Raw genomic sequence first — 16,688 nt, forward strand, 5'->3', positions numbered from 1 at the left:
CGGGGGTCGACCCCGACCGCTGATGTGGGTGCGGGGCCTGCCCACCGGTCCTACGGATCGGTGAACAGGCCCCGCACTATTGCTGGTTGCTGGTTGCTAGTTGCGACGGCCCGCCGGATCGTGGGTGACCGAGTCCTGGTCGCCTGTACCGGAGGTCGGCCCTGAGGTGTCGGAACCGGTGCCCGTGCCGCCCGGGGTCTCCTGGGCGCGGTCGGCGTTGCCGGGCCACCAGGCGGCGTGGCCGATCAGGGCGGTGAGGCTCGGGGTGAAGAACATCGCCATCACGAAGGCGGCGACGGCGATGCCGAAGGAGACGGCGAAACCCATCTCCGTGAGCAGCGCGTTGCCGGCCAGCATCATCGTCGCGAAGGTCGCCGCGAGGATGAAACCGGCCGCGGCCACGGTCGGTCCCGCGTGCCGTAGCGCCATGCTGGCCGCCTCGCGCGGATCGCGGCCCTCGCGGGCCTCCTCGCGGAGCCTGGCGATCATGAGGATGTTGTAGTCCGTGCCGATGGCGACCACGAAGAGATACATGATCACCGGGAGCATGAACATCAGCCCCGGGTGTCCCTGAGCGTCCTGGAAGATCCACACGGTCGCACCCAGCGTGGCGCCGAAGCCGAGCCCCACCGAGGCGATGAGGTACCACGGTGCGACCACACTGCGCAGGAGCAGGCCCAGGATCAGCATGATCAGCAGGGCGGCGACGGGGAACACGGTCCGGTAGTCGTGGTTGACCGCGCTGTTGATGTCCTTGAAGATCGAGGACATGCCGCCGACCAGCGCCTCGGTGCCGTCGGGCGCGGAGGAGTGCGCGACGTCGCGCACCCGGCCCACGGCGTCGATCGCCTTCTCCGTGGACGCCTCGTACTTCAGCGTGACGGTGAAGTCCGCCGTGGTGCCGTCCTTGTTGACCTGGCTCATCCGGGCGTTCGCCACACCGTCCACGGCCCCGAGCTTCTCGGCGTAGGCGGTGAAGGCGGACCTGTCGAGCGGCTTGCCGTCGGTGCTGGAGAGATAGACGTCGGTGGGGGCCGCGGCGCCCGCCGAGTACGCCTTCTGCATCTCGTCCTGGACGACCATCGACTCCTTGGTCTTGGGCATGGAACCCGAGGCCAGGTCGAAGGTGGCCTTGTACCCGAGCGTGCCCAGCGACAGCGCGACGAGGACGAGCCCGGAGAGCGCGGCCGTGAGCGCGGGCCTGCGCTGCACACCGCGGCCGAGGGCCGCGAACCGGGCGTTCTGCGGCTCCTGTTGCCACGACTTGGAGGGCCAGAAGACCTTCGGCCCGATCAGCGACACGACGGCCGGGATCAGTGTCAGGCCCGCGATCAGGGTGACGGTGACCGAGATGGCCAGCGCCGGACCCATCTGCTTGAGGAAGCCCAGCGTGGACAGCACCAGCGCGAGGAACGCGATGATGACCGCGCCGGCCGCCGAGGCGATGGCCTCGCCGACCCGGGCGACCGCGTTGACCATGGCCTGCTTCGGCTCGTCACCCGCCCGCAGACGTTCTCTGTAGCGGAACATCAGGAACAGGAAGTAGTCCGTGCCCACGCCGAACAGCACGACGATCAGGATCGACGAGACGGAACTGTTGGCCTGGAGACCGAACAGCTTGGTGGCGTACGCGATCAGCCCGTTGGCGATCGACGCCACCACACCGATCAGGACCAGGGGAAGGAGGGCGAGGATCGGCGCCCGGAAGATGATCAGCAGGGTCACCAGGATGATGAGGAACGTCCCGATGCCGATCAGCGCCTCGCCGCGCTTCGAGGAGTCCTGCTGGTCGAGCGCCTGCGCGGCGGAACCGCCGAGCTTCACGTCGAGGTCCGTGCCCTTGGCCAGCTGCTTGACGTCGTCGCGCAGCACCTTCGCGGCATCCGCCTGCACCGGCTGACCGGCCTTCTTGCTGTCCATCTGGACCAGGGTCATGGTGTACCTGCCGTCCTTGGACGGCGGGCCGGGGACCACTTTCTGCACCTGGTCGATGTGCTTCTTGCCCAGCTCGGTGGTGATCCGGGCGACATCCTTCTTGTCGGCGGCGGTCAGCTTGCCGCCGTCGGTCCGCTGGTACAGCGCGATCGCGGACGGCGTGAAGGCGCTGGGGAACGCCTTCACCTGCAGATCCGCGGCTTTGATGGACTCGTAACTCTTGGGCAGGAAACTGCTCTCGTCACTGTTGGAGGGCAGGCCGGGCGCGGTGGCGACGATCGCGACCGCGGCGATCAGCCAGGCCACGATGGTCCAGACGGGATGTCTGACGACCCCGGTGCCTATACGTCGAAACATGCGGGAGGTCCTCCTGGGAAGGAAGATCACCGCAGCCCGGGGAGCGGACCCCGGCATCGGCGACCCCGACCGGTCCTCACCCGTGGGGCCGGTCGAACGGTTGTCTGTGGTCTTGTCATATCGGTCACGCGTGAAGATTCATAACACACGTATTGGCGCGACACAGGTCCGCACGAACGGGTGGTTGTCTGTGACTCGTCCTCCTCCAGCACGTTGTGCCGCTGGGCGGCACGCTCGCCGCCTTCGGAGACCGCCGGTCAGGCGGGTGCGAGGAGAGGGAATCATGGGAGCAGCGCAGTGGTCCACGGCTTTTGGAGCCGCGGGGTTGGTCCTTTTGGCCGTCACGACATCCGCCGGGACGCCGGCCGCCGCCCAGAACCGGGCTCCGCACCTCCGTCAGGCGGGCCACGTCGTCCTCACCGGCGCGGACGACGGGCGCACGGTGCCCGCGAGCTCCGGTGGCGATGTCGAGATCCGGCTGACCCACTCCCGCGAGCGCGGATTCACCTACGCCTGGACCGCTCCGGAGTCCGGTGACTCCGCGGTACTCGCACATGCCGCCGACGCCACGTACCCGTCCGGAGACGCCACGGCGGTCTTCCACGCGGTCTCCCGCGGCGTCGCCACCGTCAGCGCGCAACGCCGCTGCGTCCCCGACCCCGGCAGCCTCTGTCCCCTGCTCGTCGAGACCTGGAAGGTGACGATCGAGGTGAAGTGACCGGCCATCGGTCGGCCCCGCTCCCGGCATCGGTAGGGTGTTTCCGGAGGTGGTCAAGTGACGGACAGCGTGCGGGAGTTGAGCAAGCCGCCGGAATCCACGACCGTGGTGGTGATCGGCGCGGGCCCGGCCGGGCTGACCGTCGCGAACCTGTTGCGGCGCAGCGGGATCGACTGCGTCGTCCTGGAACGGCAGACCCGCGAGTACGTGGCACAGCGCCAGCGCGCCGGCATCGTCGAGACCCGCGCCGTCCGCATGTTCGACTCCTGGGGGCTGGCCGACCGTGTCCTGGGCGGCGTCCCGCACGACGGCATCCTGGAGCTGCGCGTCGACGGCGAGACCCATCTGGTGAACGACTACGACGGCTCCGAGGGCCCTACGGCCCGCCTCTGCCCCCAGCAGATGCTGGTCCAGAAGCTCACCGCCGCGTACCTGGAGGACGGCGGCGACCTGCGCTTCGAGGCCGCGGACGTCTCCGTGCACGACCTGACCGGCGACCACCCCACCGTCCGCTACCGCACGGGGGACGGTGGCCTCCGTACGATCACCTGCTCCTACGTCGCGGGCTGCGACGGCGACCACGGCATCAGCCGGGGCGCCGTCCCCGACGGGGCCCTCACGCCGTACGCCTTCGATCACGGCATCGGATGGCTGACGGTCCTGGCCGACGCCCCGCCGCCGGCCCACCCGCTCCTGGCCGTCAGCCCGCAGGGCTTCGCCGCGCACTTCCCGCGCGGTCCGTACACCAGCCGCTACTACCTCCAGTGCCCGCCGGACGACCGCCCCGACGCGTGGTCCGACGCCCGCGTCTGGGACGCGCTGCGCACCCGGCTCGGGGACCCGGCCCTCGTCTCCGGCCCGATCACCGACCGTGAGATCTTCCGGCTCCGCAGCCTGGTCCACGACCCGATGCAGTACGGACGCCTCTTCCTCGTCGGCGACGCGGCGCACATCGTCTCGCCGATGGGCGGCAAGGGGATGAACCTCGCTCTCTACGACGCCGATCTCTTCGCCCGCGCCGTACGGGACGCCGTCCACGACCACGACGACACCGCTCTGCGCACCTACTCGGAGCGGTGCCTGCGTCGCGTGTGGAGCGACCAGGAGTTCTCGCACTGGATGACCCGGATGCTCCACGACGCCGGTGACGTCACCAACTCCGGTCCTTTTCGGCGCGGTTTGGCCCGCGCTCGACTCGACCGGCTCTTCACGTCCGCCGCCGCGGCCGGTGCCTTCTCCGAACTCATGACGGGGATGGATTTCGGAGAGGGCACCGGGCCGCGGACGCGTTGAGGCGCTACGCCGCGGGGCCGCCGACGGTCAGGTGGCGGGCGAAGAACCGGACCGCGCTGTCCGCCTCGAACCGGGGCAGTTCCTTGTGGGAGCCTGAGTTGACGTGCAACGACTTCTCCTTCGAGGCGAAGGCGTCGAACAACGCGAGACCGGACGAGCGGGGGATGTGCTCGTCGTCCCACTGCAACGCGAACTCGATCGGGACGGTGATCCGCCGCGCCGTCTCGGCGAGCGAGTCGTCGTACCAGAAGAGGCCCAACACCGCGGCGGTGATGCGGGGTTCGGCCGCAGTCAGCGGTACCCCGATCGCGGTGCCCATGTTCAGGCCGTAGTAGCCGACGGGTCCTCCGGTGCCGATCTCCGGGAGTTCCTGGAGGGCGTCCAGGGTCGCCAGCCACTCCGGTACGGCACGCTCGGCGAGGTGGGCGTTGTAGCGGACGACGATCTCGCCGACCGGTTCGCCCGCCGCCATCTTCCTTTGCATCAGGGCGATTTCGCGCTCGTCGTGCGGCGTGCGCGGTCGGTCGCCGTGGCCGGGGGCGTCGATGGTGGCGACGTGGAAACCGGCGCCGTTCACGAGGCGTTCCGCACGCCCGGCCATGGCCGGTGCCTTGCTGTGGTTGCCGCCGCCGTGCCCCATCAGGACCAGGGGAGCGCGTACGGAGGCGGAGGCCGCGGGGGACCAGAGCGCGCCGGTGAGGTCGCCGACGGTGAAGTCGCGGACGAGGACACCGTTCGACGATGTCTCAGCGGTGAAGTGCACTGAATGTTGGGAGAGTTCCATGATGTTGCCTTTCGGGATCGCCTTGATGTGAGGCGCTCCCGGCGACACCTATGCCGCTGGCCCAACCGTGGAAAAGAGGGGGAGCACCCACCTGGATACTGCGTTCATGGGGCTCACCTCCTCATGCGGTGTCACGGCCAACGGCAAGTTAGCAGCCCGGTCGCCGTCGCGGCCAACGCTTTTCCGTCCCGACACCGCTGCATGCGCGTACATCTAATGTTCTTGACACCTTCCCGGGCCGACGACGTAAGTTGAGGCGATCGGTCCCGGACGGATGGAGGCCCCGATGCGCGTACGCGACGCCGCACCCCAGGGTGCCGTCCCGGGCGCGTGGCTGATCATCCGGCGGCATGTCGACTACTGCCGTACCGCCTCCGCCGTCTGTCCTTCCGCACGCCCCTGACCCATGTCGGCCCCTCGGGCCGGCCGTCTCGACGTGTTCTCGGAAGGAACCCCATGTCCGGCCCCGCCCTGCGGCTCGCCCTCGAAATCGACGGTGACGGCGCCCATCCCGCGGCCTGGCGCCGCGCCGCCCACTCGCCCGACCAACTGCTGAGCCCGCGCCGCGTGGCCCGGGTCGCCGCCTCGGCGGAGAACGCCGGGTTCACCCTGCTCACCCTGGACGACGGCGTACTCCCGCCCGGTGCCGGGCCCGACGTGGTCGGCCGGATCGGCGCGGTGGAGCGGGCCGCGTTCATCGCCGCGTCGACGAGCGTCGTCGGCATCGCGCCGGTCGTGCCGCTCACCTACGCCGAACCCTTCCACGTATCAAGCCAGTTGGCGTCCCTGGACCACATCTCGGTCGGGCGCGCCGGGTGGGTGGTGAGCGAGGAGACGCGGGCCGAGGCGGCCTCCGTCTGGGGACGCCCGCCCGTCGACGGGGCCGCGGCCCGCGCCCGCGAGTCGCGTGACGGTGTCGAGGTCGTCCGCGACCTGTGGGACTCCTGGGAGGACGACGCGGTCATCCGCTCCGTCGCCACCAGCCGCTACCTCGACCGCGACCGGTTGCACTACGTCGACTTCACCGGCGGCACCTACACGGTGAAGGGTCCGGCGATCGTGCCGCGTCCACCGCAGGGTCAACTCGTCGTGCTCGGCAGCCCCGACCGCGTCCCCGGCGATCAGCTCGACGTGTCCTTTGTCGAGGGCCGCGACCTCGCCGCCGTCACCGCGAGCGCGTCCGCCGCCGGAACACCGCGCACCTTCGCCGAGGTCGAGGTCGCCCTCGACACCGCGCACGCCACGGCCGAGGAACGCGTCGCCGACCTTGAACCGCACGCGCCCTGGAGTGATCGGGGGCGCCTGCGCCACATCGGCTCCGCCGCCGGACTCACCGCGCTGCTGGGGGAGTTGAGGGGTGTGGTGGACGGAGTGCGCCTGCACCCGCTGGTGTTGGACGAGGATCTCCCCGAGTTGTCCCAGCTGGTCCTGCCCCATCTCTTCGAACGACGTCACGCCGTACGCCCGTTGCCCGGCGCGTCCCTGCGCACCCACCTGGGCCTCGACCGGCCCGCCAACCGCTACGCCGCCGCGGCCGCCCAGGAGGACGCACGATGACCCGCACCGACCCCCTCGACGTCCCCCGCCCCGACGCCCAGCTCCACTTCGGTGTCTTCTTCCAGGGCGTCAACCACTGGACCGTCTGGTCCGACCCGGCCAGCGGTTCGCAGATCGACCCCGCCAACTTCCGGCGCGTCGCGCAGACCGCCGAACGGGGCCTGTTCGACGCGTTCTTCCTGGGGGAGGGGCTGCGGCTGCGCGAGGTCGACGGCCGGATCCACGACCTCGATGTCGCCGGACGGCCCGACGCCATCACCCAACTCGCCGCGCTGGCAGCCGTGACGGACCGCATCGGTCTGGTCAGCACGTCCAACACCACCTTCAACGAGGCCGCGGATCTCGCCCGCCGTCTGTCCGGCCTCGACCTGCTCTCCGAGGGCCGCGCCGGCTGGAACGTGGTGACCACCGACAACGCCTGGACCGGCGCCAACTTCCGCCGCGGGGGGTACCTCGACCACGCCGACCGCTACCGCCGCGCCGAGGAGTTCCTCGCCGTCGCCCGTGCGATCTGGGACAGCTGGCAGGACGCGGCCGTGTCCGGCTCGGCGGATGCCACGGAGTGGGCCGCACCCGGCGCCGTACGCCAAGTCCGCCACCAGGGACCGCAGTTCGACGTCGACCTCGCACCCACCCTGCCGCGCAGCGCCCAGGGACACCCGGTGATCTTCCAGGCCGGGGACTCCGGCGAGGGCCGGGACTTCGCGGCCCGCAACGCCGACGTCATCTTCTCCGCGCACGGCAACGACTTCGACGACGCGCTCGCCTTCGCCGACGATCTGCGGCGCCGGCTGCGAGCCGTCGGCCGCCCCGAGGACGACCTGCGCATCCTCCCGGGCACCGAGATCATCATCGGCGCCACGGAGGAGGAGGCCCTGGAGAAGAAGCGCTGGATCCGGCTCCAACAGGTCACCCCCGCAACCGCGTTGGGCATCGCCGGACTCCTGTGGGGCATCGACCTCTCCGGCCGCGACGCCGACGGGCCGTTGCCCAAGGAGGACCCGGTCGTCGCCGAGAACGACGGGTCCTTCGGCGCGCGGCGCATCACCGATCCCCGCCAAGTCGTCGCCGAATGGCGGGAGAAGGCCGACGCGAACCGGTGGTCGCTGCGCGAGACCGTCATCGCGCTCGGCCCCCAGCGCGGCCACGTCGGCACCCCGGAGGGCTTGGCCGACAAGTTCGCCCACTTCGTCCGGCACGGCGCCGTCGACGGCTTCAACGTCACGCCGTACCTGATCCCCGACGGCCTCGACGACATCGTCGACCACCTCGTCCCCGCACTCCAGGAACGCGGCGTCTACCGCACCGACTACACCGGTACGACCCTGCGCGAACACCTGGACCTGCGCGAACCCCTCACCCACCGCACCGCGACGGACCACCGCCGGGCGGGCTGACGAACCGACGCCGCGGACGCGGTGCCCACCGGCCCCCTGTGTCCGGTGGCCACCGCGCCCGCGTCGCCCCGGCCCGGCGCCGCCGCGACTCCCACGGCGACCGTGACCAACGATGGCGGTGAGAGGCGCTGGGCGGCAATGAATTCGAAGCCCTTCAAAGTCGCACCGGGGAGGTTTGCCCCGGTCACCGTTCGTCAAGTAAGCGCAGGCCCAGCGCAGTTGCCGAGTGCCGCACGAACTGGCCCTCCCGGTGACTGGCGATCAGGCCCCCGTCGCGCAGCACACCGAGCTGGTAACTGGCGCTGGGCAGCGCGATGTTGGCCGCCGTGGCCACCTCGGACGTCGTACGCGCGCCATGGCTGGCCAGATCCGCCAGGACCACCGTCCGGGTACGGCCCAGCAGCCGCTCCAGCCCGTCCCTGCTCGCCCGCACGATCTCCAGGGGCTGTTTGGCGACCGGGTAGACGAGTACCGGCCCGAGCGTGGGGTCCGCGAGCGCGGTGGGCCTGCGCCAGCAGAAGTACGACGGGATGAGCAGCAGACCGCGCCCGTCCAGGTGCAGCTCGCGGTCGACGGGATAGTCCACCTCAAGGACCGGAGCGTGCCAACGGGCGTGCGGGCGCAGCGCGTTGAGCAGCGCGGAGGTACCGCCGTCGAGGAGCGCGCGGGAGCGCAGCTCGACATCGTTGCCGACAGCCGTCTGGATGCGGGGCCAGTACGGTTCGAGCAGCGTCTTGCAGGACAGTTCCAGGGCGCGCGTCAACGTCCCCAAGGCCTTGGCGCCCGGTCTGTTGAGGGTCGACACCCAGGACGGCAGCGGACGCGACTCGGAGAGCCGGGACAGCTCACGGGTCAGCCGGGTACGGGAGGTGCTCCGCACCTGGTCGAGGCCGCCGGCCAGACCGCCGCCCGTGACCGACGGCGTGAGGAAGTCCGGGATGTAACCCACCGGAGGAATCAGCGTCTGCAAGGGCAACAGGGCCCGCCGGGCCCGCGGATCCTTCGCCAGCCCCTCGCGCACCGACCGGCGCCAGTGCCCGAACTCCAGCGCCCCTTGCCGGGCGTCCAACCGGCAGACACCACACACGAGTTCCCAGAGAGCGTGGGGCCGGCGGGCCACCCGGATGCTCTGCAGGTCCTGCGAGGTGAAGTGGATACGGAGCATGCGGCCTCTTTCCTGCGCGTCGTCCGTGCGCAGTGTCGGTGGGGGTTGCGGCCGCGCGAAAACCTTCGCGCCATTAAGGGGGACGACTGAGGGCTGCGCATGGTTGTCGAAGGGGCAAACGGATGGAGGTACCGCGCTCCGGTGAGCAGCCGGGTTCAACGAACCCGGCTGCGACCTGGTGGCGCCGTGGACGCTTCCGGGGCGACGATCAGGCCGTTCCTCCCCGCTCACGGGGTGTCTTCTGCCCGGCCTCGACGGATACGTCCAGCCGGTTCTCCGCCGGCGGCAGCGGGCAGGTGGCCAGGTCGGTGTAGGCGCACGGCAGGTTCGTCGCACGGTTGAAGTCCAGGACGACCGTGCCGTCGGCGTCCGGCGCGGCGAGCGCCAGGGCCCGGTTCGCGGCGTACGTGGTCACCCCGGAGGTGGCGTCGGTGAAGAGCACCAGCAGTCCGCCCGGCCCACGCCCCGGGAACGCCGTCAGGGCCAGCGACTGCCCGTCCAGCTCGAACTCGACCCGGCCCGGCGCGTCGTACACGTGCTCCAGCCCCTCGACCGCCGCGCCCACGGTCGTAGGACGCGGCGTCTCGAAGGCCGTGTACCGTCCCCGGACCACCCAGCGGGGATCCGGCGCGTAGGCGGGCGTGCCGGCGAAGTCGGTGCGCAGCGGCGCGTCCGGGTGCCGGGGCCGCACGATGTCGTTCCCGCCGCGCTTCGCCACCTCGATCACGGCATCGCCCCAGACCGCGTTCACCCCGCCCCGCTCGGGCAGCACTCCGAAGCGGTGCTCACCCCGCACCGGCGTTCCCTCCACGACGAGTTCCTCACCGTCGTCGAGGGCTACGGCGACCCCGTCGGCGTCGGTCCACCAGGCACCCGGCGCGTCCGGGAAGCGCTGCGGACGGTCGTCCAGCCAGTGCAGCCCGGTGATCGCCAGGAACCCGTGCGGAGCGGCGAGGCGTTCCTCCTGCCCGCGATACCACTCCAGCCAGTCCTGGGTGAAGACCTGGAGGTCGGTCGTGGTCAGGTCAACGGTCATGGTGGTCGCTCCTTCGTCGTGCGAGGCCCGGCCTCGAAGCGGGGTCGTACCAGTGCCAACCGCGGCGGCCCGGCGGGGGATTCCGGTCCGTGTGTGACAGCTTCGTGTCACACACGGACCCGGCGGGACACCGTCCACCCGAAGGCCGGAAAGCGCGATAGTCGAGCGGAGAGGATTCGTCCCCGGGCGGGCCCTCCAAGGGGCGCCCTATCGCCCCTTCGATCCTTTTCGATCGGCCCGGCCGGACGGTTCTCAGCCGACTTCGTTGAGCTTCCCGGTGGCCACGTCGAAGACGAAGCCCCTGATCCGGTCCTTGTGCACGATGGAGGGGTCGGCCTTGATACGGGCGATCGACTGCCGTACGTCGGCGTCCAGATCGGTGAAGGCCTCCGCGGCCCAGGACGGGCGGATACCGGTGTCCTCCTCGATCGCGGCCTTGAAGCCGTCGTCCGTGAAGGTCAGCATGCCGCAGTCGGTGTGGTGGATGAGGATGATCTCCTCGGTGCCCAGGAGCCGTTGGCTGATGGCGAGCGAGCGGATCTCGTCCTGTGTGACGACACCGCCCGCGTTGCGGACGACGTGGGCCTCGCCCTCGTTCAGGCCGAGGATCGCGTACACGTTGAGGCGGGCGTCCATGCAGGCCACGACGGCGAGGTGGCTGGCGGGCGGAAGGGGCAGCGGGCCCTCGAAGGTCTCGGCGTAACGGGCGTTGTTGGCCAGCAGTTCATCGGTCACGGACATGGTGGACCTCGGTTCTCGTCTCGTGTGTTCTCAGCGGTGCTGTGCGGGAGTCGGGGACGGCGCACGGCAACAGAACAGGTCGAAGACGTGGACACGACGCGAGGGCCAGAAGCCCGTCAGCGTGGTGGCGAAGGTCTGCACCCGACCAGTGAACCCTCCGCCACCGCAAACTGGCAAGCAACGGCCGACCGCACCGGCCTCCCGGCCCGCCCCACAACCCACGGATCACGGAGGAACGCTCATGAGCACCTTCCCCACCGCACGAGACGTCAGGACCACCCCCGAAGGCCTCCTCTGGGAGCCGAGCCCCCGCTGGGTACGCGGTCGCAAGGGCGACACCACCGTCGTGGACAGCAGGCACCCCGTCCTCGTATGGGGGCCGGCCGTACCCGTACCGACGTACGCCTTCCCCCACGACGAGGTCCGCGAGGACCTGCTCCACCCGGCGAAGAACCCGCCGACCGGCACGCACACCGGATCACGCGTCTTCTACGACCTTGAAATCGGCGGGGAGCTGGTGGAGAACGCGGCCTGGACCTACCCCGCCGACGACCTGGCGGGGCACATCGCCTTCGAGTGGTTCCGGCGGGTCGGGCGGGGCCTGGACCACTGGTACGAGGAGGAGGAAGAGATCTTCATCCACCCCCGTGACCCGCACAAGCGGGTCGACGCCATCCCCAGCAGCCGTCACGTCCGGGTCGAGATCGACGGCACGGTCGTCGCCGACACCCATCGCCCCGTCCTGCTCTTCGAGACCGGTCTCCCGACCCGGTACTACATCCCGCGCGAAGACGTTCGGCTGGATCTGTTCGAGCCGACCGGCCACAGCACCGGGTGCCCCTACAAGGGCACCGCCACGTACTGGTCGTGGCGGGGCGAGGTCGGCGTCTCCGGTGTCCTGGCGAACATCGTCTGGAGCTATCCGGAGCCGCTGCCCGCGGTCGGCGCCGTAAAGGATCTGCTCGCCTTCTACAACGAGGCGGTCGACATCTCCGTGGACGGCGAGATCGCGGAGCGCCCGGTCACGCCCTTCAGCGAGGCGCTCCCGGAGCAGTCGCCGGCGTGACGGTACCGGTGAAGTCCAGCCCCGTTGGTGAGAGTTGAGGTGAAACACCGCCAACCGGGCAGTCGACACCTTGCACATGCCTCTTCGATGGCTGTCGTGCTCCGGAACCGTCAAAGGGATGTTGAAGGACATTGATGGAGAGTCACAAAAAGGATGAGAAAAAGCATGCACCGAAGCGCAAGGTGCTCGACCTGACCGTTGTGCAGGTGGTGGCGAGTGCGCTTGCCACCGTGGTGGGCGCGGTACTGGCGTCCATGCTCGGGGTGACCGGGACGATCATCGGCGCCGCCGTGGTCAGTACCAGCGCCACCACCGGCGCGGCGGTCTTCCAGCACGCCTTCCGACGGACGGGCGAGGGGATCCGCAGAAGGGTGCCGTCGGTCGCGATGGCGCTGACACCGAGTGAGGAGCGGGCCGTACAACGTGCCGACGCCCGGGCGGCGTTCGCGCTACGGGGCGACACCTCGGCCGGTGCCTCGACACGGGCCGACGACCCCTCCGAGGATCCCGGGGACGCCACCGCCGACGACGGATCGGTGACCACCTACCGGACCACGTCCGGTTCCTTCTGGAGGTCCATCGGCTGGAAGAAGTTCGCCCTGGCGACCGGCCTGGTGTTCGCCCTGGCGATGGTCACGGTGACCGCGGCGGAAATCGTCATGGGCAAGCCGATCGCGGCCGCGGTCAGGAACGAATCCGGCAGCGGCACGTCGCTGGGCGGCGGTTCGGCCGGAAAGAGCGCTCCCGCACACAGCCCGACACCCACGCCGCTCACGTCCAGCAGCGCGGGGTCGTACTCGGGCCGCACCGCCTCGCCGTCCGCGAGCACGGAGCCGGAGAACAGTTCCACTTCCGGTGCCGAGCCGAGCCACAGCGCCGCCTCCAGCCCCGCGGCCTCGGCGTCGAGCGTGCCGTCGGCGAGCGGTGACGCCGTGAACGGCTCCGGCGCCACCGCCCGTTGAGCGGGACCGACCCTACTGAGGCGTCTGGTTCGCGTCGGCCAGCGCCCGGTGGTCGGGATGGCCGGGAAGGTCCAGCTGCCGGCCGAACCGCCGCGAGGCGAGGAGCGCGAGCAGCGCGGTGAGCGCCGCCAGTGCGGCGAGTACGGCCATCAGACCCGCGAACCAGGGCGGCGCGGCGGTGATCCGCAACGCCTGGGAGAGGCGTGAGGAGTGGAACCGCCCGTCGAACAACTGGAGGGCGGCCAGCGCGGCCGGCACCACCACGGACACGGCGAGCACGAACAGGCCGCCGTGCAGGATCAACGCCGGTGCCAGCAGGACGCACAGGATCGACACACCGAGCGCGAACCCGTAGGCGGTGCCGGAGGCTCCGTCACGGTGCAGCGGGAAGTACGACAGCCCGCACAGGATGAGCGCCGTCGCCGCGATCAGCCTCGGCCAGACCGGGGGAGCGGTGCGGCGGGTCGCCGTACGCGCACGTCGTGGGCGGCGTTGACGAGCGGCCGGACGGTCGCCCGCGGGTTCTCGATCGTGCGTGTCCGCCGGGGTCCGTCCGGGCGCCTCGTGCAGCGGAGCCGTAGACCGCTCCGCCGTCGGTCCAGGGGCCTGGGCGGACGCGTCCTGTTCCTCGGCCAAGCGGCCGATCAGCTGGACGAGTTCCTCGACCGGCCGGCCGGCCGCGGCCCGTACCGCCTCCTCGCCGCAGTGCGGCTCCACCGGCGCCCGCTGGAGCAGGGCCATCAGCCGGGTGACCTCTTCCACGGGCCGGCGTTCGGCAGCCGCGCGGATCGCCTCGTCGGCGGCGTCGGGACTGCGCGGCGGCTGGGTCAGCAGGGTAACGAGTCGTGTGACGTCCTCCACGGACCGGTCGACACCGACCGCACGAAGGGCGTCGACGGTGGCCTGCGCGTACTTCGGTGACTGCTCCAGCAAGGTGATGAGCTGGAGCACCTCGTCGAGCGGCCGGTCGGCGACGGCGGCATGCACCAGGCGGTGCATCGGATCGACGTTCTCGCCCTCGGGGCCGGTCTGAGCGGGACCCTCTTGCGTCGGACGTGACGTCGGCGGCGTTCCGTCGGCCGGCCCTCCGTCGGAGGGCGCGAACGCGTGGGCCGCACTGCCGTGAGGTATGTCGGGTTGGTCCGGGCTGGGCGAGAAAGAGCGGATGGTCATGCTCGGCTCCATGAAGAGGGTGATGCTGCTATCGCCCCCCGAAGCGCGATGAACAAGCTGATCCAGTCCATTACTAGGCGGCCGCCCGCCACCCCGCCACGCGAGTACGCCACCCGTGTGACCCCGGCCCGCCGCCCCGCGCCTCCCAAGGGCCCGCGCGCTCATCCGTTCGGTGGCTGTCTGCTCGCACCGCGCGCGGGCCGTGCGTCAGATGGAGACAACGCGTTCCGGGGGCCGCGTGAGAAGCGGCGGACGCCGGGTACCTGGGAAATCACCGGAAAACGGGTCGGGTACGGCCGAGCCGGACCGCACCCGCGAGGAAAGGAAGGTGAGCGCCGTGCCGCGAGGTTCCAGCGCGAAGCGCGAGCGTCAGTACGAGCACATCAAGGAAGGCGCCGAGCAGCGAGGTGTCTCCGAGGGCAGGGCGAAGGAGATCGCCGCCCGTACCGTGAACAAGGAGCGCGCCCGCGCCGGCGAGTCCGCGACCGCGAGCAGGACATCCACCCAAGACCCGAAGTCCGCCCCGCAACGCGGCGGTGAGCGCTCCCACAGCGGGGCGCGGGGACCGACGAAGGACCAGCTCTACGCGGAGGCCAAGAAGCGCGGTGTCGACGGCCGTTCGTCGATGAACAAGCGGCAACTGGCCAAGGCCCTCGGCTACTGACCGATCTCACCGCCCCACTCGAAGAACCCAAGGAGAGTGACCCCCGATGGCCACCGTGTCCCTCACCGGAGCGTCCAAGGACGACGCCGGCACCGTCTTCGGCGTCCTGCGGACCGCCTTCCCCACCGACCGGCCCTCCGACGACGTGCCCCAGGAGACACCGGGCGACCGCACCGCCGTATGGACCGCCGAGTTCGAGCCGACGCAGGAATGGATCCCGACCGACCCCATGCCCCTGGAGGGTTCGGTCTCCGCCACGCTCCAGGGCGGCTACGTCGCCGTCGGCCGGCTGCGTGAGGCGCTGAGCGTCGCGTTCGCCGTGGACGAGCGGGGCACGGCGTCCGGGGACCAGGAACAGGAGGTCGACCTGAGGCTCACGTCGAAGCGGTGACGGGAGGGGCGCAGGCAGCCAACTCCTCGTACACACACGGTGCTGTCAGGAGCAGTACGCGGAACGGGCCTGATTGACGGCCTGGAGAGACGCGCCGTACTCTCCCCCTGTAGTGATGGCATAAGGAAGCTGGTGGAATTCCAGCACGGTCGCGCCACTGTGAGCCCGCCGCCGGAAGGTGGAGGGCGAGTCAGACACTGAACCTTCACTCGCCCGTACACGCAAGGGACGCACGATCCCGAAGGAGGGCTCACCTTGAGCAGCAGCATTTCCACCACCCGTCCGGTGTCCACGCCGGTTGTCCTGCCGGTCTCGAAGTCGATCGTCTGGCTGGTCGGCACCGCGCTGATCGCCCTGGCCATCTACTACTTCGTCGGTGTCGACCAGGGCGCCGTGTCGGTGTTCGGCAACGACATGCACGTCCACGAGTTCGTCCACGACGCCCGCCACTTCCTCGGCTTCCCCTGCCACTGACCCTCCGCCGGCACCTGGACGTACGGACAACTCGACATGGAAAAGAAGCTCATACTGCGCGGCATACTCGCCGGCGCGGTCGCGGGCCTGCTCGCCTTCGTGTTCGCGCGCATCTTCGCCGAGCCACAGATCGCCAAGGCCATCGACTACGAGAGCGGTCGTGACGCCGCCCAGAACGCCCTGGACAAGGCGGCCGGCCTGCCCGTCGATGGCCACGAACATGAACTCTTCAGCCGCACCATCCAGGCCAACGTCGGCATCGGCGCCGGCATGATCCTCTTCGGCATGGCGATGGGCGCCCTTTTCGCCGTCGCCTACGCCGTCTGCCTGGGCCGTACCGGCGGTCTGCGGCCGCGCAACCTGGCGCTTCTCGTCGCCGGCGGCGGATTCCTCGGCATGTACCTGGTGCCGTTCCTGAAGTACCCGGCCAACCCGCCCGCGATCGGCCACGAAGAGACCATCCAGCAGCGCAGCGCCCTGTACCTGATCATGGTGGTGTGCTCCGTCGCCTTCCTCGCGGGAGCCGTCTACCTCGGCAAGCACCTCCAGGCCCGCTTCGGCAACTGGAACGCGACCCTCCTCGCCGGCGCCGCGTTCGTCGTCGCGATCGGGATCGTCATGCTGCTCCTGCCGCAGCTGGGCCATCTCTCGTACAACAAGGCCAACTTCGGCAACCAGGCCACCGAGACACCACTGCCGCTGAAGGACGACAAGGGCACCATCGTCTACCCGGGCTTCCCCGCAGACGTGCTCTTCACCTTCCGCTTCTACTCGGTCGCCGCGCAGCTCATCCTCTGGACGGCCCTCGGCCTGATCTTCGCCCCCCTCGCCGAACGCCTCCTCAACCCCGCGCGCCCGGACGCCACCGCACCCTCCCAGGAGCCCGACCCCGTCCCGGCGTAACGGCTGCTTCCACCTCTTCGACTTCTACGGCGAGCGCGGTGATCGATGCGATCACCGCGCTCGGTCCGTTCC

At 70.3% G+C, this 16,688-nt stretch carries 16 protein-coding genes and 1 riboswitch; of the genes, 10 read left to right on the top strand and 6 right to left on the bottom strand.

Annotated features, from left to right (window positions below; translation table 11 throughout):
• Positions 1-96 precede the first annotated feature (96 nt).
• Positions 97-2,292, bottom strand: a complete 2,196-nt coding sequence (locus OG226_RS47935) for an MMPL family transporter (protein WP_329352764.1) — start codon at positions 2,290-2,292, stop codon at positions 97-99.
• Between the two features lie 283 nt (positions 2,293-2,575).
• Here OG226_RS47935 and OG226_RS47940 point away from each other — a divergent pair, with 283 nt between their 5' ends.
• Together OG226_RS47940 and OG226_RS47945 are read left to right on the top strand one after the other, a co-directional pair.
• Positions 2,576-3,010, top strand: coding sequence for a hypothetical protein (locus OG226_RS47940; protein WP_329352765.1), 435 nt, complete (start codon positions 2,576-2,578; stop codon positions 3,008-3,010).
• A 57-nt stretch (positions 3,011-3,067) separates the two neighbouring features.
• Positions 3,068-4,303: a 4-hydroxybenzoate 3-monooxygenase gene (locus OG226_RS47945; RefSeq protein ID WP_329352766.1), complete on the top strand. Its 1,236-nt coding sequence runs from the start codon at positions 3,068-3,070 to the stop codon at positions 4,301-4,303.
• Positions 4,304-4,307: 4 nt separating this feature from the next.
• Here the strand turns inward: OG226_RS47945 and OG226_RS47950 are convergent, their stop codons facing one another.
• On the bottom strand, positions 4,308-5,087 hold the full coding sequence (locus OG226_RS47950; protein WP_328685812.1) for an alpha/beta hydrolase: 780 nt from the start codon (positions 5,085-5,087) through the stop codon (positions 4,308-4,310).
• Positions 5,088-5,543: 456 nt separating this feature from the next.
• Here OG226_RS47950 and OG226_RS47955 point away from each other — a divergent pair, with 456 nt between their 5' ends.
• Both OG226_RS47955 and OG226_RS47960 read left to right on the top strand, forming a co-directional pair.
• Positions 5,544-6,644, top strand: coding sequence for an LLM class flavin-dependent oxidoreductase (locus OG226_RS47955; RefSeq protein ID WP_329352767.1), 1,101 nt, complete (start codon positions 5,544-5,546; stop codon positions 6,642-6,644).
• Positions 6,641-8,041: an NtaA/DmoA family FMN-dependent monooxygenase gene (locus OG226_RS47960; RefSeq protein WP_329352768.1), complete on the top strand. Its 1,401-nt coding sequence runs from the start codon at positions 6,641-6,643 to the stop codon at positions 8,039-8,041. The genes OG226_RS47955 and OG226_RS47960 overlap by 4 nt, the downstream gene beginning before the upstream one ends.
• Before the next feature lie 184 nt (positions 8,042-8,225).
• Here the strand turns inward: OG226_RS47960 and OG226_RS47965 are convergent, their stop codons facing one another.
• The 3 genes from OG226_RS47965 to OG226_RS47975 form a co-directional block, all read right to left on the bottom strand.
• Complete coding sequence (locus OG226_RS47965; protein ID WP_329352769.1) at positions 8,226-9,206, bottom strand: ArsR/SmtB family transcription factor; 981 nt, start codon at positions 9,204-9,206, stop codon at positions 8,226-8,228.
• A 208-nt stretch (positions 9,207-9,414) separates the two neighbouring features.
• Entirely contained in the window at positions 9,415-10,242 is an 828-nt protein-coding gene (locus tag OG226_RS47970; protein ID WP_329352770.1) for a DUF1684 domain-containing protein, read from the bottom strand.
• 252 nt (positions 10,243-10,494) lie between these two features.
• Complete coding sequence (locus OG226_RS47975; RefSeq protein WP_328685817.1) at positions 10,495-10,983, bottom strand: beta-class carbonic anhydrase; 489 nt, start codon at positions 10,981-10,983, stop codon at positions 10,495-10,497.
• 241 nt (positions 10,984-11,224) lie between these two features.
• Here OG226_RS47975 and OG226_RS47980 point away from each other — a divergent pair, with 241 nt between their 5' ends.
• A complete protein-coding gene (locus OG226_RS47980) occupies positions 11,225-12,049 on the top strand; it encodes a DUF427 domain-containing protein (protein WP_329352771.1) in 825 nt (274 codons plus the stop codon).
• A gap of 134 nt (positions 12,050-12,183) precedes the next feature.
• Positions 12,184-13,011 (top strand): hypothetical protein, encoded by an 828-nt coding sequence (locus OG226_RS47985; RefSeq protein WP_329352772.1) that lies wholly within the window; start codon positions 12,184-12,186, stop codon positions 13,009-13,011.
• Positions 13,012-13,023: 12 nt separating this feature from the next.
• Here the strand turns inward: OG226_RS47985 and OG226_RS47990 are convergent, their stop codons facing one another.
• On the bottom strand, positions 13,024-14,184 hold the full coding sequence (locus OG226_RS47990; protein WP_329352773.1) for a hypothetical protein: 1,161 nt from the start codon (positions 14,182-14,184) through the stop codon (positions 13,024-13,026).
• Positions 14,185-14,521: 337 nt separating this feature from the next.
• Between OG226_RS47990 and OG226_RS47995 the strand changes: the two genes are divergently transcribed.
• The 4 genes from OG226_RS47995 to OG226_RS48010 all read left to right on the top strand — a co-directional run bounded on the left by OG226_RS47995 (position 14,522) and on the right by OG226_RS48010 (position 16,616).
• Entirely contained in the window at positions 14,522-14,848 is a 327-nt protein-coding gene (locus OG226_RS47995) for a plasmid stabilization protein (RefSeq protein WP_329353722.1), read from the top strand.
• 46 nt (positions 14,849-14,894) lie between these two features.
• Entirely contained in the window at positions 14,895-15,239 is a 345-nt protein-coding gene (locus OG226_RS48000) for a hypothetical protein (protein WP_328685822.1), read from the top strand.
• Positions 15,240-15,363: 124 nt separating this feature from the next.
• Positions 15,364-15,437: riboswitch (cobalamin riboswitch) on the top strand.
• 57 nt (positions 15,438-15,494) lie between these two features.
• A complete protein-coding gene (locus tag OG226_RS48005; protein ID WP_405854459.1) occupies positions 15,495-15,713 on the top strand; it encodes a CbtB domain-containing protein in 219 nt (72 codons plus the stop codon).
• A gap of 36 nt (positions 15,714-15,749) precedes the next feature.
• Positions 15,750-16,616 (top strand): CbtA family protein, encoded by an 867-nt coding sequence (locus tag OG226_RS48010; RefSeq protein ID WP_329352774.1) that lies wholly within the window; start codon positions 15,750-15,752, stop codon positions 16,614-16,616.
• The last annotated feature ends 72 nt before the right edge of the window (positions 16,617-16,688 follow it).

Source organism: Streptomyces sp. NBC_01261 (assembly GCF_036226385.1).
GTDB lineage: Bacteria > Actinomycetota > Actinomycetes > Streptomycetales > Streptomycetaceae > Streptomyces.